Genomic DNA, 18,497 nt, shown 5'->3' on the forward strand with positions numbered 1-18,497 from the left:
CATGACCGACGCGCCCACGCCCTGCGATCTGCTGGTCACGGGCGACCTGATCCTGACGCTCGATGCCGCCAGCAGCACGCTGAAGAGCGGCGTGATCGCCATCGCCGGCAAGACGATCGTCGATATCGGTCCTGCCGACGCGCTGCGCGCCAAATGGACGCCGGCCCGCGAAATCGACGGCAAGGGCCGCATCGTCATGCCGGGCCTGGTCAACGTGCACAATCACACGCCGCTGATGATCACGCGCGGCATGATCGAGGATGTCGGCTTCGCACCGATGTACACGCCCGGCGTCCCGCAGGGCCACTGGCTGACCGAGGACGATGCCTACTCGCTGTCGAGCCTCGGCATGTACGAGCTGCTGCGAGCCGGCTGCACCACCGTCGTCGACTTCTATCGCTATCCCTCGGCCTGCGCCCGCGCCGCCGCCGAGCTCGGCCTGCGCGCGGTGATCGCCGGCCGGGTGCACGACGCCGATCCCGCCTCGCTCGCGACCGGCAAGCACGAGTACAGCCGCGCCATCGGCAAGGCGAGCCTCGAGGAGAATGCCGCGCTGATCGAGCGCTGGAACGGCCATGACGACGGCCGCATCCGTTGCGATTGGGCGCCGCACGCGCCGGACACCTGCTCCGACGATCTGCTGCGCGAGGTCAAGAAGCTCGCCGACGCGCATGGCGGCAACATCCATACGCATCTGTCGCAGCTCCCGGCCGAGATCGACGCCGTGAAGGCGCGCACCGGCCTCACGCCGCCGCAGCTCATGGACAAGCTCGGGTTGCTCAACGACAAGATGATCGCGGCGCACTGCATCCACATGGACCGCGCCGACATCGAGCTGTGCGGCAAGTCCAAGATGACCGTCGCGCACGCGCCGATCGGCAACGCCAAAGGCGGACGCATCGCGCCGATTATGGAACTCAAGGAAGCCGGCGCCCGCATCGCGCTCTGTACCGACACTTTCTCCGGCGACCTGATCGAGGCGATGCGCTGGGCGATCTCAATGCAGCGCATCAACCGCCAGGGCAACGTGCTCGATGCCCGCACCGTGCTCGACTGGGGCACGCGCGAGGGCGCCGCGGCGATCGGCTGGGGCGACCAGGTCGGCTCGCTCGAAGTCGGCAAGAAGGCGGACATCGTCATGCTCGACAACCGCTCGCCCAGCCTCGCGCCGCTGGTCGACGGCTACGGCGTGCTGGTGCACAGCGCCTCGGGCCACGACGTCGACACGGTGATCATCGACGGCAAGGTCGTCCTGTCGGGCGGCCGCCTCACCCTGGCCGACGGCGATTCGATCGTCGCCAACGCACAGAAAGCCGCGACGAGCCTCTGGCAGCGTGTCGGACGTCAGCCGATTGGGTAAGAATGGCCGATCGATCAACGCACCGTGTCATCCCGAGCGCAGCGAGGGATCTATGCCGGCACCGACCATAGATCCCTCGCTGCGCTCGGAATGACACGGCCCCTTTCGGAAACTCACCCATGGCCGTGCAATGAAGATCCTGATCGCCAATCCCAACACCTCGACCGGCGTCACCGACCGGCTGGTCGCGTCCGGCCGGCTGGTCGCCAGCGCCGGCACCGAGCTGATCCCGATGACCGCGCCGCGCGGGGTGCCATACATCGCCACGCGCGCCGAAGCGGCGATCGGCAGTGCCGTCATGCTCGAGATGCTGGCCGAGAAGCGCGGCACGTTCGACGCCGCGGTCTGCGCCGCGTTCGGCGATCCGGGGCTGGGCGGCGCGCGCGAGCTGTTCGATTTCCCGATCGTCGGCATGGCGGAAGCGGCGATGCTGGTCGCCTGCACGCTCGGCCGCTCGTTCTCGATCGTGAGCTTCGCCAAGGCGCTCGAGCCCTGGTTCGCCGAGATCGTCGCCTGGCACGGGCTGTCGGGCCGGTGCGCCGCGATCCGCATGCTCGACACCAGCTTCACCAACATCAACGCGGTGGCAGAGGAGATGGAGCAGCTTCTCGTCGATCTCGCCAACCGGACCGTCACCGACAACGGCGCCGATGTCGTGATCCTGGCCGGGGCACCCCTGGCAGGCCTCGCCACAAAGCTCCGCGACCGCGTGCCGGTGCCCCTGGTCGACGGCATCCAGGCTGCCGTGGCGATGGCCGAGGGGCTGGTGCGCCTCAATCCGCGAAAGGCGACGGTGGGCACCTATCGCCGGCCCGGGCCTAAGGACTCGACGGGTCTCAGCAAGGCGCTCGCCGATGTGATCGGCCATAAGGATGCGTGACCTGAAGGGCTACGGCCGCACGCCCCCTAACCCCAACTGGCCAGGCGGCGCGCGGGTTGCCGTCTCCTTCGTCATCAACTTCGAGGAGGGCGCGGAGATGTCGCTCTCCACCGGCGACGCTTTCAACGAGAAGGTTTACGAGGTCACCGACGAGGTCGCGGGCGTGCCCGACCGCTGCATGGAATCGCACTTCGAATACGGCACCAAGGCCGCATGGTGGCGCATCGCTGACACGCTGGAGCGGTTGGCCGTGCCGGCGACGGTCAGCACCTGCGGCAAGGCGGCCGAGCTCTCGCCGTGGCTGATCGAGGATGCGGTGAAGCGCGGCCATGAGATTTCCTGCCACGGCTGGCGCTGGGAGAAGCACGCCCACATGGAGGAGGCACAGGAGCGCGAGGCGATCGCCAGAACGGTGCGCGTGCTGACCGCGATCGCGGGCCATCGTCCGGTCGGCTGGCACACGCGCTCGACGCCCTCTCCCAATACGCGCCGCCTGCTGGTCGAGGAAGGCGGCTTCCTCTACGACAGCGACGACTACTCAGACGACCTGCCGTTCTACACCGAGGTCTCAGGCAGGAAGCACCTGGTGATTCCCTACAGCTTCGACACCAACGACATGCACTACCATCAGGGCTTCCACCGCTTCGTGACGGCGCGCGACTTCGCCGACTACACGAGCGACGCCTTCGACACGCTGTGGAACGAGGGCGAGCGGCATCCAAAGATGATGTCGATCGGCCTGCATCTGCGCATGATCGGCCGCCCTGGCCGCATCGCCGCCCTCGACCGCATCGTCGGCCACATGAAGCAGAAGGGCAGCGTCTGGTTCGCCACGCGCCAGCAGATCGCCGAGCATTGGCTCTCTCTGCGTCTTCCGGACCGCGGGCTTCCAGCTCGCTCATGATCATGAGCGAGCTGGAAGCTCGCGGTCCGGAAGAGCATGAGAAGGAGTGAGGCCGTCACTCACGACGACGGTTTGTTCTTCGGCCGCACGATCTTGATGGTCGAGGTAGCGTGCACGATCAGGCGCCCCTTCTCGTCCTTCAGCTCGCCGTCGAGGAAACCGACGCTGCCGCCCCAGCGCATCACCCTGCCCTCGGCGAAGACGATGCCCGGCCCCATCGCCTCGAAGAAGCTGATCTTCAGTTCGAGCGTGGGGACCGCGACGGCCATCTTGCCCTTGGCGATGGCGGCATTCGCCATAGCCGTATCGACCATGCCGGTGAGGAACCCGCCCTGGCAGATCCTGCCCTGCGAATGGCAGAAGGCCGGAACGATCTCGAATCGAAATCGCGCGATGCCTCGCGTCGAGTCGATGTCGAGCAGCTCGCCGTTCAGCGTCTTCGACGCCTCCGGCGCGGTGGCTTTAAGAAGCGCGAGCAGGTCCTTGTCAGTGAGCTGGTCTGCATCGATATGGGCGAAGTCGGGGTGCGCTGAACTCATGGTGCGCGGACTATAGCGACCGCGCCGCGGCGCGCACCTTTTCCAGGAGCTCGATCAGGGTGCGGGTTTCGGCGATCGAAAGGCCCGACGCGATGCGCTTCTCATGTGCCTTGACGAGCCGCGCGAAGGTCGCCAGCGCCTTCTCGCCAGCCGGCGTCAGGCCGAGCGCATGGGTGCGTCCGTCGGTCGGCGACTCGCGCCGCACCAGCAGGCCGCGCGCCTGGAGGCGGTTGAGGATGGGCACCAGGGTCGACCGGTCGATACCCAGCGCGCGGGCCAGCGCCATCTGGCTGAGGCCGGCATTGCGCTCGACCAGCACCAGCAACCCGAACTCGCCCGGCGTCAGCGCCTCACCGGCCTTGGCGAAGGTCGCGGCGAAATCGGCGAACACAGCCGACTGCGTGCGCCGGAGCACGTAACCCAGCAGCGACGGCAGCAGGCCGCGATCGAGTGGCTTGTCGAATGGACGGGCCATGGTACGAGTGTGGTAGACGGTGATTGTTTGTGGAGCAAACAAATTCCCCAGGTTCGCATTTCCCAGGCCGGCCGAACGATCGACGTGCCGGCCGGCACCGCCATCCTCGACGCCGCGCTCGACGCGGGGATCGACTACCCGTTCGGCTGCCAGTCGGGCAATTGCGGCGCGTGCAAGTCGCGGCTCGTCGCGGGCGAGGTCGCGATGGCAGGATATTCGGAGTTCGCGCTCGGTGAAGAGGAGAGGGCGCGCGGCCTGATCCTCGCCTGCCGCGCCGTGCCTCAAACCGACGGCGAGGTTGCCTGGATCGAAGAGGACGATCTGGTCGCCCATCCGCGCCGCGTCCTGTCCTGCAGGGTGATCGACGTCGACGACGCCACCCATGACATCAAGCGCATACGGCTCGGCATCGTGTCGGGCGGACCGTTCGACTTCTCGGCGGGCCAGTTCGCCTCGGTGACCTTCGACGGCTGCCCGCCGCGCGATTACTCCATGGCCAACGTGCCGGGCGACCCGACGCTCGAGTTCCATGTCCGCCACGGCTCGGGCGGTGCGACCAGCGCCTATGTCCGCGACCGGCTGACGCTCGGCGACGCGGTGCGAGTCGAGGGACCGTTCGGCGCCTCCCACCTCCGCGAGAGCCATCGCGGGCCGATCATCGCCGTCGCCGGCGGCTCGGGCCTGGCGCCAATCAAGTCGATCGTCGAGCGCGCGCTCGCCCTCGCCCTGCCCCAGCCCATCCATCTCTATTTCGGCGTTCGCACCACCCGCGACCTCTATCTCGACCGGCACTTCGCGGCCCTCGCAGACAGGCATGCCAACTTCCATTTTTCGCCGGTGGTAAGCGAGGGTCCGAGCAGCGGCGATCGCTCCGGCTTTGTGCACGATGCAGCGGCGGCGGACTTCGGCTCGTTCGACGGCTGCAAGGCCTATCTTGCCGGGCCGCCGGTGATGGTCGAGGCGGCGACGCTGCTGTTCGAGCAACGCGGCATGCGTCGCAACGACATCCACGCCGACGCCTTCTACACCGCCGCCGAAATGGCCCGGGCCGGCCGCAAGACGGGAGCGGAGCTATGACCGGCGTGCTGGACGGCCGGACCGCCATCGTCACCGGTGCGGGCCGCGGCATCGGCCGCGCCATCGCCGAGCAGCTGGCCGCTCACGGTGCGAGCGTCGTCGTCGCCGATGTCGGCGCCTCGATCGCCGGCGAGGGTGCCGACCCCACCCCGGCCCGCGAGGTCGCGGCGGCGATCGGCAAGAAGGCGATCGCCTTCACCGAGTCGGTCGCCTCGCCCGGCGTCGCGCGCCAGTTGGTCGCGACGGCAATGAGGAGCTTCGGCAGTATCGACATCGTGGTGAACAACGCCGCCATCCGGCGCGACGCGCCCGTGTTCAGTCTGGATCCGCTCGACTGGGACGCGGTAATCCGCAACAACCTCTCGGCCGCGTTCTATCTGATCAATGCGGCCTCTGTCGTGATGCGCGACAAGGGCCGCGGCGGCCGCATCGTCAACATCGTGTCGACGGCGGGCTTCTTCGGCGCTTTCGACCAGGCCGCCGATGCCAGCGCCAAGGCCGGCCTGTTCGGCCTCACCCGCGTCGCGGCGCTGGAGCTCGCGCCCGAGCGGATCACCGTGAATGCCGTGGCGCCGTTCGCTACCACGCGCATGACCGAGGGCCAGGAACACACGCTCAAGATCGGCCCGCACCATGCCGCCAACCTGGTGACCGTGTTGTGCACACCCGCGGCCAAGGACATCACCGGCCAGCTCCTTGGCGTGCGCGGTCGTGAAGTTTTCCTCTTCAACCAGCCACGCCCTGTTGCAACGCTCGAAGTCAGGACAGCCGAGACGCTCGCGGCCGATCTGACCGCCAAGCTCGGCCCCCACTTCACAGACATGAAGACCGATTTGGAAGCCTTAGACACCAGCCCGCTCGATTAAGTCTCGGACGAAAAGGTCGTCCCCCTATCGCACTTGACTAACTTCTCCGTCATCCCGAGCGTATCCGAGAAATCTCTTCGGGTCGGCGCAAGCACATGAACAGATCCCTCCACTCCGCTTCGCTCCGGTCGGGACGACGGGTTCTTCGAGAGGCCACCAATGAAGCGCACTATCGGCAAGCTGAAGCGACCGTTCGGCAATCTCCACTACGAGGTCACCGGTAGCGGGCCGGCGCTGATCTTCGCCCATGGCCTGGGCGGCAACCAGATGAGCTGGTGGCAGCAGGTCGCGCACTTCTCCGCGATCTACACCTGCGTGGCCTTTGCCCATCGCGGCTTCACGCCGTCCGACCCGGTGCCCGGCGGCCCCAATCCGGAGAATTATTCCGGCGACCTGTCGGCGCTGATCAACCATCTCGGCTTCGACGACGTGCGCCTGGTCGGCAAGTCGATGGGCGGCTGGACCATGCTCGAATACGCGCTGGCCTTTCCCTCCGCGGTGAAGGCGCTGGTACTGAGCTCGACCTCGGGAACGATCGACCGCCGCGGCGCCGATCCGTCGGGTGGTGCGCAATACGACGCCTGGCAAAGCGAGGCCGAGGCGAAGGTCGCCACGGGCCTGCGCGACGGCATCCATCCGGCGATAGGCCTCACCGGGGCCGCACGATTCCCGGCGTTACACCTCCTTTACAAGAGCATCGACGAAATGGCGGGCGGGCTCGACAAGGAGCGCGTGCGGGCCGGCCTGCGCCGCACCGCGCAGCGCACGCTCGATGAGCTCGCCGATTTCCGGGTACCGACCTTGCTGATCGCCGGCGGCGAGGACGTCGTCTTCCCGCCCTTCCTCGCAAGCGCCATCGCCGCAAAGCTGCCGTGCGCCGACGCACATTTGATCCCCGATGCGGGGCACTCGCCATATTTCGAGCAGGCCGCTACGTTCAATCATCTGGTGGAGGATTTCCTGTCGCTCCACCGCTAGGAGGAGATGTTGTCCAGCGACAACCCGCGAATCGCCGTGTTGGGATTCGCCATCGAGTGCAATCGCTTCTCGCCGATCAGCACCGCCGAGGACTTCGAGACCGACGTCGACATCAGGGGTAACCGGATCGTGGCCGAAGGCCGTGCCGAGGCCTCGATCACCCTGCCCGACCTGCCCGGCTTCTTCACCGAGATGGACCGCAGCGGGCCGTGGACTCCGGTGCCGCTGCGCGTGTCGCAGGCGCAGCCCGGCGGACCGGTCGAGGAGAGCTTTTTCAAGACCTTCCTCGCCGAGATCGCTTCGGGTCTCAAGTCGGTGCTGCCAGTCGATGGTGTGTTCGTCTCCTGCCATGGCGCCGCGCTAGCCGAGGGCACCGACGATCCAGACGGCGATCTGTTCGAGCTGATCCGCTCGATCGTCGGGCCTGGCGTGCCGGTTGTCGCGGTGTTCGATCTCCATGCCAACGTCTCGCGCCGCATGACGGACAACGTCTCAGTCTTCGTCGGCTATCGCGAGAACCCGCACAACGACATCCGCGAGCGCGGCATCGAAGCCGCCAAGCACATGCGCGAATGCCTTGCCGGGGCGCAGACGTCGGTCACCATGGTGAAGGTGCCGATCGTCGCGCCCCAGATCGCGCTGCTCACCGCGCGCGGCCCCTACGCCGACCTGATCAACTACGGCCAGACGAAAGTCGGCGCCGACATCATGAACGTCTCGGTAATGGCGGGCTTCGCCTATGCGGACTCGCCCAAGAACGGCCTCACCGCCGTGGTCACCGCGCGCAACGGCAAGCGCGACGCGGCGGCCGCCTTGTCGCTCGACATCGCGCAGCGCGCCTGGGGCATGAAGGAGCGATTCAAGCGCGGCATGATGGCCTTGTCGGACGCAGTCGCCCTCGCAAGCTCGGTCGGCCGCGACCGGCGGCGCAAGCCGATCATCCTGGCTGACGTCGCCGACAATCCCGGCGGCGGTGCGCGCGGCAACACGACCTACCTGCTGCGCGCGCTGAAAGCCGCCGGCGCGCGCGGCGTGATCTTCGGCGTGTTCAACGATGCCGCGCTGGCCGCCCAGGCCCATCAACTCGGCGAGGGTGCGACCTTCACCGCCTCCTTCAACACCAGGGAGACGCACGAATTCTCGCTGCCGTTCGATTGCGAGGCCAAGGTCGTCAAGCTGACCGACGGCAAGTACGTCGGCCGCCGCGGCGTGCTGCGCAACGTCGCTGCCGACATGGGGCCGTCGGCGCTGCTCGATCTCGGCGGCATCGAGATCGTGGTCATCACCCATCGCTGCCAGTGCATGGACCCGCGCCAGTTCGAGAGCTTCGGCCTCGATATCGCCGCCGCCCGCGTCGTCGTGGTCAAGAGCCGCGGCCATTTCCGCGGCGGCTTCGACGAGTTCTTCAAGCCCGAGCAGATCTACGAGGTCGATTGCCCGGGCCTGACCTCGCCGGTGCTGGCGAACTTCACCTGGACCAAGCTGCCGCGCCCGGTCTACCCGCTCGACGAAGAGACGACCTGGACGCCGCCCGCGAGCGTCTGATCATCGGAGCGCGTGTTTCCAGCGCGCTCAGGCTCACGAGCGCGACGGAGGCGCGCGGTCCATAAGAGCTTGACCGCGGCAGGCCGGACACCTCCAATTGCAGCCACAATGAATCTGCAGGGAGCCGGTCCATGTTGCGTCGTTCGCTTCTCGCCCTTTCGGCCGTCTTGCTGGCAGGGCCGGCGCTGGCGCAGCAACCCAAGACCCTAAAGGTGGTGCTGCACTCGGATCTGAAGATCCTCGATCCGATCTGGACGACCGCTTACATCGTCCGCAACCACGGCTACCTGATCTACGACACGTTGTTCGCCCTCGACGCCAAGCTCGAGCCGCAGCCGCAGATGGTGGAGAGCTGGACGGTGAGCGACGACAAGCTCACCTGGACCTTCAAGTTGCGCGACGGGCTCAGGTGGCACGATGGCCAGCCGGTGACGACCGCCGACGTGCTGCCCTCGATCAAGCGCTTCACCGACAAGGACGTCCAGGGCGGGCTGCTCGCCAGGTTCACCCGGTCGATGGCCGCGGTTGACGACCGCAGCTTCACCATCGTGCTGAAGGAGCCGTTCGGCCTGATGCTGAAGACGCTGGCCAAGTCGGCCTCGGTGCCGCTGTTCGTGTTTCCCAAGCGGGTCGCCGAGCTGCCGATCAGCCAGCAGCTTTCCGACACAACCGGCTCGGGGCCGTTCATCTTCAAGAAGGACGAATGGAAGCCCGGCGAGAAGGTCGTCTATGTCCGCAACCCCGATTACAAGCCGCGCGCCGAGCCGCCGTCGAGCCTGGCGGGCGGCAAGGTCGCCAAGCTCGACAGGGTCGAATGGATCTCGATCCCCGACGGCCAGACCGCGGTCAACGCCCTGATGACCGGCGAGATCGACATGATCGAGTCGGTGGCGCACGACCTGCTGCCGGTGCTGGAGAAGGACAAGGACATCGAAATCCGGATCCCCGACCATCTGGGCAGCACCTACGTGCTGCGCTTCAACTGGAAGCAGCCTCCGTTCGACAACCTCAAGGTCCGCCGTGCCGCCGAATACGCGCTGAACCAGCCCGATTTCCTGAAGGCCGCGATCGGCGATCCCCGCTACTTCAAGGAATGCAGGGCGATGTTCGGCTGCGGCGCGCCGCTCGAGACCGCTGCCGGCTCGGACGGCATCCTGCAGTCGAACTTCGAGGAGTCGAAGAAGCTCCTCAAGGAGGCGGGCTACGACGGCAAGCCCATCGTCGTGCTGCAGACCACCGACATCAACACGCACATCAACCTCGCACCGGTCGCCAAGAGCCTGCTGGAGAAGGGCGGCTTCAAGGTCGACGTGCAGGCGATGGACTGGCAGACCCAGGTCACGCGCCGCGCCAAGAAGGACCCGATCGACAAGGGCGGCTGGAACATTTCGATGACCGCGGCGGCGACGGTCCTACTCTCCGACCCGATCGTCAATCACTACGCCGAGGCGACCGGCGACCGCGCCCAGTTCGGCTGGCCGCTCGACGAGGAGATCGAGAAGCTGCGCATGGACTTCGCGCGGGAGAGCGACCCGAAAAAGCAGTTCGAGCTGGCGGAGAAGGTGCAGAAGCGCGTGCTCGACCTCGGCGTCACCGTGCCGCTCGGCCAGTTCGTGCAGCCCCAAGCGATGCGCAAGAACGTGACCGGCAACGTCGCCTCGCCGGTCACGGTGTTCTGGAACGTCGAGAAGAAGTAGCCAAGGCCTGACGACTATTCCATGTCATCTTCCCTCCCTCCCCCCATGACGGGAGAGGGGAAGCTCACATGCGATGACGCCGTGCGCGGAAGACACCGAGACGGCAAATCAGAAGTTGTCTGACAACAGCGAGAATGCCACTCTCCCAGCCAAGCAATCAGGCGACGGAACAGTCGCCGTTCTTCGGGAGAGAACAATGTCCAGGACGATCCGGCGCCGTCGCGCGCTCGGGGCAGTGACTGTCGCGGCCCTCATTCTCGCCGGCAGCCAGGCATCGGCTCAGAACCGGCAGTTCAGCTTCGCCTATGACCAGCCGAACACCACGGCCTATGGCATCGCCGCCAATACCTTCGATGCCAAGCTCAAGGAGCTGAGCAAGGGCACGATGAGCATCAACCAGTTTCCCGGGGCGCAGCTCGGCCAGGAACCGCAGATGCTGCAGAAGATGCGGGCCGGCGACATCGACTTCGTGATCACCGCGACCGCCAACGCCTCGACCCTGGCGCCGCAGGCCGGCGTCTTCTCGCTGCACTTCATCTTCCGCGATCAGGCGCACCTGGTGAAGGTGCTGGCCGACCCGCAGGTCAAGGATGCCTTCCGCGCCATGATCAAGGACCAGGTCCAGGGGGCGCAGGTGCTCGGCCTGATGACCATGGGCATGCGCAACATGTACTCCAAGAAGGAGATCAAGTCGGTCGACGACGTGAAGGGCCAGAAGGTCCGCGTGCAGGCAACCAAGACCGAGGACACGCATTTCCCGGCCTACGGCGCGCAAACAGTGCACATGCCGTTCGGCGAGGTCTACACCTCGCTGCAGACCGGCGTGGTCAACATCGCCGAGAACGGCGTGAACGTCTATCTCGCCAACAAGCACTACGAAGTGGCACCGGTGCTGTCGATGACCGAGCACGAGGCCAACAACAACTGCATCTGGGTGAGCGACAAGACCTGGAACAGCCTCACCGACGAGCAGAAGGCATGGGTGCAGGCCGCGGCCGACGAGGTTTCAAGGACTGAGCCGGCCAAGGCGCTGCAGCTCGAGAAGGACTCGGCCGAGAAGCTCAAGAAGATGGGCGTCAAGGTCGTCGACAACGTCGACAAGACCGGTTTCGCCAGGGACGCGGCGCCCATTCAGGACAGCCTCGCCAAGGAACTCGGCCCGCACGCCGTCAAGATCCTGGAGCTGGTGCGCAACATCAAGTGAGCAACCGGTCCCTCGTCCTCCAGCGCCATCGCCACCTCAAGTGGCGGGCGCTGGACCCGGTTGAGGCCGGGCTCATGGTGCTGTGCGGCGTATCGATCATCGGCTTCACGGGCTCGGTGTTCTTCGACGTGGTGACGCGCGAGCTGGGCGCGCCCTGGCTGTGGCTGCAGCAGGTCACCACCGGCTTCTTCGCCTGGGGCGTGTTCATCGGCATGGCGGCCGCCGCCCGGCGCAACGACCATCTCTACCTGGTCGAGATCACCAAGCGGCTGACCGGGCCGAAGCGGACCTTCATGGAGAGCTTCAACCGGCTGGTCGTGCTCGGCGTGGCAGCCTGCATGGTCTGGTTCGGCTACAAGAACGCCCTGCTCGATCTCGGCAGCTTCCGCATGCCCTCGCTCATCCCGCTCACCTGGTACACCGCGAGCGTACCGCTCTCGGGCTTCCTGATCGCCCTGTTCGCCGTCGAGCAGCTGGTCAACGGCTGGCAGAACGGCTTCGAGGGCCCCGAGGACACCATCGACCTTGCCGAGCTCGCCCAATGAGCAACGGCCATGTCCTTTTCCTGATGGCGTTCCTGTTCCTCGGGCTGGGCTACATGGGCGTGCCGGTCGCCTTCGCCCTGATGGCGGGCGTGATCGTCGCCACCTCGTTCACCCAGATCAGCCTGCAGTCGATGGTGGGACAGATGTTCCACGGCATCGATTCGGAGACGCTGCTGGCGGTGCCGTTCTTCCTGCTGGTCGGCGAGCTGATGACGTCGGCCAACGTCACGCAGCGCATGGTGCGGCTGGCACAGACCCTGGTCGGCCATCTGCGCGGCGGCCTGGCTCAGGTCGTGACGCTGTTCAGCATGTTCTTCGCCGGAATCTCCGGCTCGTCCACCGCCGACGTGGCGGTGCTGAGCCGCACCGTGGCGCCGGAGATGGACCGCGAGGGCTACGACCGCGCCTTCACCGCGGCGCTGATCGCCTGCGCCTCGACCATGGCCAACCTGATCCCGCCCAGCATCATGGCGGTGGTCTACGGCGCCACCGGCAACGTCTCGATCGGCGGCCTGTTCCTGGGCGGCATCGTGCCCGGTGTGCTGATCGGCATCGGGTTGATGATCTATTCGCATTTCTTCGGCCCGGTCGGCGTCAGGAAGATGCGGGCGACGCTCGGTGAGATGGGCACGGCGCTGAAGGACTCGTCGCTGCCCCTGATGATCCCGGTGATCATCATGGGCGGCATCCTGACCGGCTGGTTCACGCCGACCGAGGCCGGCATGATCGCTTCGGTCTACATCCTGGTCGTGCTGATTCCGCTGCTCAATCGCAGCCACGTCCGGCTGCTGCTCTGGGACTTCGTCTACACCGGGATGCTTTATGCCATCCCGCTCGCGGCGGTAGCCGGGGCGTCGGCGTTCGGCTGGATGCTGGGCTACCTGCGCGGTCCGGACATCGTCGCCACCTGGATTGCCGACTATGCCGGCACCAACGCCGGCATGATCCTGCTCCTGCTGGTGCTGCTGTTCGTGATCATCGGCGACTTCGTCGACGCCGTGCCTGCGATCATCATCTTCATGCCGATCATCAACAAGCTGACCGAGCTCGGGAACATCAACCCGGTGCATATGGGCGTGGTGATCATCACCACCCTGGTGTTCGGCCTGATCACGCCGCCCTACGGACTGTCGCTGCTGGTGGCCTCGAAATTCGTCGGCGTCAGTTTCGCGCGCGCCATGTACGCTTCACTGCCGATCTACGTAGTGTTCATCGTCACCATCGCCTTCACGGTGCTGTTTCCAGACGTGGTGCTCTACCTGCCCAAGCTGCTGCTTCCCGAATCGGTCGGCTGCTTCAAGAATCCCAGCGGCACCGGCTACATCTGCCCGACCTGACGATCCAACTTACCGGTCGGGCAGCGGGATGAACTCGGGGTCTCCGGGGACCTTGGCGAAGCGGCCTTCCCTCCAGTCGGCTTTGGCCTTCTCGATGCGCTCCTGCGAGGAGGAGACGAAGTTCCACCAGATGTGACGTGGACCGTCCATCGGCGCGCCGCCCAGCAGCATCAGCTTGGCGCCGTCAGCCCCTGCCAGTACATTGATCGGCTGGCCGGCGGCCAGCACCGCGAGGTCGCCGACCCCGAGCTGGCGGTCGCCGACCATGACGCTGCCGTGCGAGACGTAGACCCCGCGCTCGGCATGCTCCGGCGAGACCGTGATGCTGGCAACCGCCGGCATCTCTGCCGCGACATAGAAGATCGGCGAGAAGTGCGTCGTGGGTGCGGTGCGTCCGCCGTAGGTGCCGACGATCAGCCGCATCGACGAGCCGCCCTCCTTCCAGGTCGGCAAGTCGGCAGCGGCGACATGCTGGAAGGCCGGCGCCGTTTCCTCATGCGCATGCGGCAGCGCCACCCAGGTCTGGACGCCGTGCATGCGGAAACCCGTGCGCTTCATCTCGTCCTCGGTACGCTCGCTGTGGGCGATGCCGCTCCCCGCGGTCATCCAGTTGACGTCGCCCGGCCGGATCGCCTGCGCATAGCCCAGGCTGTCGCGATGGAAAATGCCGCCCTCGAACAGGTAGGTGACCGTCGCCAGCCCGATATGCGGATGCGGTCGCACCGACATGCCGTCACCGCCCGGCGCCACGGTCATCGGCCCGAAGTGGTCGAGGAAGATGAACGGCCCGACCATGCGCCGCTTCACGCTCGGCAAAACCCGGCGCACCGCGAAGCCAGGTCCCAGCTCGTGGGCGCGGCCCTGGATCAGAAGCTCGATCGGATCGGTCATCTCGTTCTCCATCGTGCCGGTTATGGCGGACAAAGCGCGCCGGTCAATCCCGTAAGGCGGCGTTTCGTGGGTTACGCGGCCATGGTCTCGTCTGGGAGTTTATGCACTATGCCGCACTGCAGCATGCGAAGCCAAATAATCCCGGTGCACGTCGTAGTTTTCCACGGGTTGTTGCGCCTGTTCTCCTGGAGAATGCGAATTCTCTCGTCTTTTCAATGACCTGCGGCACTGTTGCATTTTTGCCACTTTTCGTTGGACTCGCGGAAATTGAGTGGCCAGTATTCCGGAAAGGGGCGATTGCGGGGAGCGCCGGCCGGGCAGGCTGGCAGGTCGCTGTTAGCCTCAAGTGTGTCGTAGGCAATGCAGGAGAGGCGAATGGCGATCACGACGACGCGCGAACAGCGCGGTGACCGTTCGCGGATAATGCGTGCCTTTCTGGCCGTGGCGGTGGCGGTTCCCACTCTCGGCGTTTTCGCCGCCACAGGCGCGATCGCGCAGGTCAAGGCGCCCAACAAGCACCAGTTCAAGCCGGGCCCCCGGGCCGCGGCCGCCAAGCCCTCCCCAACCGACAACCAGGCCGATCAGCTCAACGAGAAATGGCTGAACGAGTTCAACAAGGAGAAGGCCGAAGCGGCTCCCGCCACTCCGGCCACCGCCGCTGGTCCGGCGGTCAAACCGGCGCCTGATGGCACCGAACCCAATGACGAGCGCGTCTCGAGCGTGCCCAGCATGGCGACCCTGCCCGGCGCCAGCGCGCGCACCGTGGTCCCCGGCTCGGTCAAGTACATCAAGGCCAATGGTTTCTCGGGCTTCGGCACCGTGCCAGGCGCCACGGCGCAGCCCAGCCTGAAATACCTCAGCGAGACCTTCGCCGGTTTCTCGACCGGCAACTCCAGGATCGAGCTGTTCGAAGGCCGCACCGGCGACGGGACGACCCGCCTGCTGGTCGCCAGCATCGGTGACGGCAAGACCAAGCAGTCCTATTGGTGGTTCGCGCCGCTCGACCAGCCGGAAGGCTGGTTCGACGAGAACGGCAAGCGCCTGGGCGGCACGGCGCTGGCCACGCCGAAACCGGACGCCCGCGTGTCCTCGCCGTTCGGCACACGCCGCTACTATGGCCGCAGCAGCGGCGGCGGCTTCCACAACGGTATCGACTTCGAAGGCAAGACCGGCGAGCCGATCTATGCCGCAGCCGATGGCGTGATCAACCACCAAGGCTGGTATTTCAACTACGGCCGCACGGTGAAGATCAGCCACGCCGACAACTTCGAGACGCTCTACGCGCACATGTCGCGTTTCGAGACCAGCATCGGTCCGGGCAGCCGCGTCCGCAAGGGTGAGGTGATCGGCTATATCGGCTCGACCGGCCGATCGAGTGGCGCGCACCTTCATTTCTCGACCATCGTCGACGGCAAGTTCGTCGATCCGGCGCCATACATCTCGGAGGGCGGCCATACCAACGCCCTCAGCGGTAGCTCGCTGGTGGCCTACCGCCAATGGCAGCAGGACGTCCGCTCGGCCACCACCGGCAGGCGCAACGATCGTGCGCAATACCGCAATGTCCAGGGCGGCGCCGAGTGGGGCCAGAACTAGGTCCAGTCGGGTAACGTCGACCGGCGGCTTTGGCGGCACTCCCCGGCCTGTCGGCGTTGCGCCGGCCTGCGTGTTCGCCTAGGAATTGCGTCTCCACTGAAATGGCCGTCCGGCGGCCGTCAGCGACGCAATAAACTCCAGGGAGGCACCTTCATGTTCAGCAAGTCCATCGTTGTCGGCACCGCTGCCGCCGCGCTGCTCGGCATCGCCGGCACAGCCCAGGCCGGCAAGGATCTCGATGCAGTCAAGGCACGCGGCAACCTGATCTGTGGCGTCAACACCGGCGTCGCGGGCTTCGCCCAGCCCGATGACAAGGGCAAGTGGACGGGCCTCGATGTCGACGTCTGCCGCGCCACCGCGGCGGCGATCTTCGGCGATGCCGAGAAGGTCAAGTACGTGCCAACCACGGCGCAGCAGCGCTTCACGGCGCTGCAGTCGGGCGAAGTCGACATCCTGTCGCGCAACACGACGTACACGCTGACCCGCGATACCGCTCTCGGTCTCGATTTCACGGGCATCAACTACTACGACGGCCAGGGCTTCATGGTGGCCAAGAAGCTCGGCGTGAAGAGCGCCAAGGAGCTGAACGGCGCCACCGTCTGCGTCCAGCCCGGCACCACCACCGAGCTCAACCTCGCCGACTACTTCCGCGCCAACAAGATGACCTTCAAGCCGGTCGTCATCGAGAAGGTCGAGGAGATCCGCGCCGCCTTCTATGCCGGCCGCTGCGATGTCTACACGACCGACGCGTCGGGCCTCTATTCGACCCGCGCCGCCAACACCCCTGCACCGCTCAAGCCCGACGACTTCATCATCCTGCCCGAAATCATCTCGAAGGAGCCGCTGGGGCCGGCCGTCCGCCAGGGCGACAACCAGTTCGCCGACATCGTGCGCTGGGCGTTCTATGCGATGGTCGAGGCCGAAGAATACGGCATCACCTCCAAGAACGTCGACGAGATGACGAAGAGCGAGAACCCGACGATCAAGCGTATCCTCGGCGTCACGCCGGGCATGGGCAAGGCCCTCGGCGTCGACGAAAAGTGGGTCTACAACATCGTCAAGCAGGTCGGGAACTACGGCGAGAGCTTTGAGCGGAACGTCGGAATGGGCAGTCCGCTCAAGATCGAACGCGGCCTCAACGCGCAGTGGACCAAGGGCGGCCTCCAGTACTCCCCGCCGATCCGCTGAGCGCGCTATTTCTCGTTGCGCCATGCCGCCGCCCCTCGGGGCGGCGGTTTGCGTATGGGCTTGGGCCATGACGACGATCAAGCGGATCCTCGGCATCACCCCCGGGATGGGCAAGGCGCTCGGCGTCGTCGGAAGTGGGTCTAGCCCATCGTCAAGCAGCTTGGGAACTACGGCGAGAGCTTCGAACGCAATGTCGGCAAGCACAGCCCGTTGAAGATCGAGCGTGGCCTCGACAAGCTTTGGGCCCAGGGCGGCCTGCAAGACGCGCCGCCGATCCGCTGAGGCCTGGCGGACGTCGCATCGCCCAGGGGCCGTTGCATTTGGCCTGTTGCTTGCAAGCCCTGCCAAGGCGACACTTGGGGCAAGAAAGAAGCGGGAGGCACGATGGGAAAGATTTCACTGGCTGCGGCCTTGGGCCTGGGAGCGGTCCTGGCATCCGGAAACGCGATGGCCGGCAAGGACCTCGATTCGGTGCGGTCTCGCGGCAGCCTGATCTGCGGCGTCGGCACGGGTACAGCCGGTTTCATGATGGCCGACAGCCAGGGCAAGTGGGTCGGGCTCGATGTCGATGTCTGCCGGGCCGTTGCTGCCGCCATCTTCGGCGACTCCGAAAAGGTGAAATATGTGCCGCTGTCCGCGCAGCAGCGCTTCACCGCGCTGCAGTCGGGCGAGGTCGATATCCTCTCTAACAATACAACCGAGACGCTGACCCGCGACACCGCGCTCGGCCTCGATTTCACCGCCGTCACCTACTATGACGGCCAAGGCTTCCTGGTGCCCAAGAAGCTCGGCGTGAAAAGCGCCAAGGAGCTGAATGGCGCGACCGTGTGCGTGGCGCCCGGCACCACCACCGAGCTCAACCTCGCCGATTACTTCCGGACCATGAAGATGACCTTCAAGCCGGTGGTCATCGAGAAGGTCGAGGAGATCCGTGCGGCCTTCTTCTCGGGCCGTTGCGATGTCTACACCAACGACTCGTCGAGCCTCTATTCGACACGCGCCGCCAACACGCCGCCGCCGCTGAAGGCCGAGGACTTCATCGTCCTGCCCGAGATCATCTCCAAGGAGCCGCTGGCGCCGGCCGTGCGCCATGGCGACCACCAGTTCGCCGACATCGTCCGCTGGTCGCAGTACGCGATGGTCGAGGCCGAGGAGTACGGCATCCATTCCAAGAACGTCGACGACATGCTGAAGAGCGAGAACCCCTCAATCAAGCGGATCCTCGGCGTCACGCCGGGCATGGGCAAGGCGCTCGGCGTCGACGAGAAGTGGGTCTACAACATCGTCAAGCAGGTCGGGAACTACGGCGAAAGCTTCGAGCGCAACGTCGGACAGGGCTCGCTGCTCAAGATCGATCGCGGCCTCAACAAGCTTTGGACGCAGGGCGGCCTTCAGTACGCCCCGCCGATCCGGTGACA

General features: G+C 66.0%; 17 protein-coding genes and 1 pseudogene. 15 read left to right on the plus strand and 3 right to left on the minus strand.

Annotation, left to right across the window (positions count from 1 at the left end; translation table 11 throughout):
* The first annotated feature begins 1 nt into the window (after position 1).
* From ACQY8M_RS34445 to ACQY8M_RS34455, 3 genes are all read left to right on the plus strand, one after another.
* Positions 2-1,360: an amidohydrolase family protein gene (locus tag ACQY8M_RS34445; protein ID WP_428666071.1), complete on the plus strand. Its 1,359-nt coding sequence runs from the start codon at positions 2-4 to the stop codon at positions 1,358-1,360.
* 130 nt (positions 1,361-1,490) lie between these two features.
* A complete protein-coding gene (locus tag ACQY8M_RS34450; protein WP_428666074.1) occupies positions 1,491-2,240 on the plus strand; it encodes an aspartate/glutamate racemase family protein in 750 nt (249 codons plus the stop codon).
* Entirely contained in the window at positions 2,233-3,144 is a 912-nt protein-coding gene (locus tag ACQY8M_RS34455; RefSeq protein ID WP_428666077.1) for a polysaccharide deacetylase family protein, read from the plus strand. Before ACQY8M_RS34450 ends, ACQY8M_RS34455 begins: the two co-directional genes overlap by 8 nt.
* 59 nt (positions 3,145-3,203) lie before the next feature.
* Here the strand turns inward: ACQY8M_RS34455 and ACQY8M_RS34460 are convergent, their stop codons facing one another.
* Both ACQY8M_RS34460 and ACQY8M_RS34465 read right to left on the minus strand, forming a co-directional pair.
* A complete protein-coding gene (locus ACQY8M_RS34460; RefSeq protein ID WP_428666080.1) occupies positions 3,204-3,683 on the minus strand; it encodes a PaaI family thioesterase in 480 nt (159 codons plus the stop codon).
* Positions 3,684-3,693: 10 nt separating this feature from the next.
* Positions 3,694-4,158 carry a MarR family winged helix-turn-helix transcriptional regulator gene (locus tag ACQY8M_RS34465; RefSeq protein ID WP_428666083.1) on the minus strand — a complete coding sequence of 155 codons (465 nt, stop codon included), beginning with the start codon at positions 4,156-4,158 and terminating at the stop codon, positions 3,694-3,696.
* An 84-nt stretch (positions 4,159-4,242) separates the two neighbouring features.
* On the opposite strand from ACQY8M_RS34465, the gene ACQY8M_RS34470 reads away from it, so the two are divergent.
* From ACQY8M_RS34470 to ACQY8M_RS34505, 8 genes are all read left to right on the plus strand, one after another.
* Entirely contained in the window at positions 4,243-5,235 is a 993-nt protein-coding gene (locus tag ACQY8M_RS34470; protein WP_428666085.1) for a 2Fe-2S iron-sulfur cluster-binding protein, read from the plus strand.
* The gene (locus ACQY8M_RS34475) at positions 5,232-6,101 is read left to right on the plus strand and encodes an SDR family NAD(P)-dependent oxidoreductase (protein WP_428666088.1); all 870 of its coding nucleotides are present in this window, start codon (positions 5,232-5,234) and stop codon (positions 6,099-6,101) included. Before ACQY8M_RS34470 ends, ACQY8M_RS34475 begins: the two co-directional genes overlap by 4 nt.
* Positions 6,102-6,260: 159 nt before the next feature.
* Positions 6,261-7,079: an alpha/beta fold hydrolase gene (locus ACQY8M_RS34480; protein ID WP_428666091.1), complete on the plus strand. Its 819-nt coding sequence runs from the start codon at positions 6,261-6,263 to the stop codon at positions 7,077-7,079.
* Between the two features lie 9 nt (positions 7,080-7,088).
* Entirely contained in the window at positions 7,089-8,624 is a 1,536-nt protein-coding gene (locus ACQY8M_RS34485; protein WP_428666093.1) for a M81 family metallopeptidase, read from the plus strand.
* 131 nt (positions 8,625-8,755) lie between these two features.
* Positions 8,756-10,321 (plus strand): ABC transporter substrate-binding protein, encoded by a 1,566-nt coding sequence (locus ACQY8M_RS34490; RefSeq protein ID WP_428666095.1) that lies wholly within the window; start codon positions 8,756-8,758, stop codon positions 10,319-10,321.
* Positions 10,322-10,517: 196 nt separating this feature from the next.
* A complete protein-coding gene (locus ACQY8M_RS34495) occupies positions 10,518-11,525 on the plus strand; it encodes a TRAP transporter substrate-binding protein (protein WP_428666097.1) in 1,008 nt (335 codons plus the stop codon).
* Positions 11,522-12,070, plus strand: coding sequence for a TRAP transporter small permease (locus ACQY8M_RS34500; RefSeq protein ID WP_428666099.1), 549 nt, complete (start codon positions 11,522-11,524; stop codon positions 12,068-12,070). Before ACQY8M_RS34495 ends, ACQY8M_RS34500 begins: the two co-directional genes overlap by 4 nt.
* Positions 12,067-13,407, plus strand: coding sequence for a TRAP transporter large permease (locus ACQY8M_RS34505; RefSeq protein WP_428666102.1), 1,341 nt, complete (start codon positions 12,067-12,069; stop codon positions 13,405-13,407). The genes ACQY8M_RS34500 and ACQY8M_RS34505 overlap by 4 nt, the downstream gene beginning before the upstream one ends.
* Positions 13,408-13,416: 9 nt before the next feature.
* Here the strand turns inward: ACQY8M_RS34505 and ACQY8M_RS34510 are convergent, their stop codons facing one another.
* Complete coding sequence (locus ACQY8M_RS34510; protein ID WP_428666105.1) at positions 13,417-14,298, minus strand: pirin family protein; 882 nt, start codon at positions 14,296-14,298, stop codon at positions 13,417-13,419.
* Positions 14,299-14,673: 375 nt separating this feature from the next.
* Here ACQY8M_RS34510 and ACQY8M_RS34515 point away from each other — a divergent pair, with 375 nt between their 5' ends.
* The 4 genes and pseudogenes from ACQY8M_RS34515 (at position 14,674) to ACQY8M_RS34530 (ending at position 18,495) form a co-directional block, all read left to right on the plus strand.
* Positions 14,674-15,891 carry a M23 family metallopeptidase gene (locus ACQY8M_RS34515; RefSeq protein ID WP_428666107.1) on the plus strand — a complete coding sequence of 406 codons (1,218 nt, stop codon included), beginning with the start codon at positions 14,674-14,676 and terminating at the stop codon, positions 15,889-15,891.
* A 153-nt stretch (positions 15,892-16,044) separates the two neighbouring features.
* Positions 16,045-17,079, plus strand: a complete 1,035-nt coding sequence (locus ACQY8M_RS34520) for an amino acid ABC transporter substrate-binding protein (RefSeq protein ID WP_428666110.1) — start codon at positions 16,045-16,047, stop codon at positions 17,077-17,079.
* Between the two features lie 147 nt (positions 17,080-17,226).
* Positions 17,227-17,361 (plus strand): annotated as a pseudogene (locus ACQY8M_RS34525) (amino acid ABC transporter substrate-binding protein); the annotation flags it as partial.
* A gap of 102 nt (positions 17,362-17,463) precedes the next feature.
* Positions 17,464-18,495, plus strand: coding sequence for an amino acid ABC transporter substrate-binding protein (locus ACQY8M_RS34530; protein WP_428666113.1), 1,032 nt, complete (start codon positions 17,464-17,466; stop codon positions 18,493-18,495).
* Positions 18,496-18,497: the final 2 nt, after the last annotated feature.

This window comes from Reyranella sp., assembly GCF_965279465.1.
In the GTDB taxonomy this organism is placed as follows: Bacteria; Pseudomonadota; Alphaproteobacteria; order Reyranellales; family Reyranellaceae; genus Reyranella.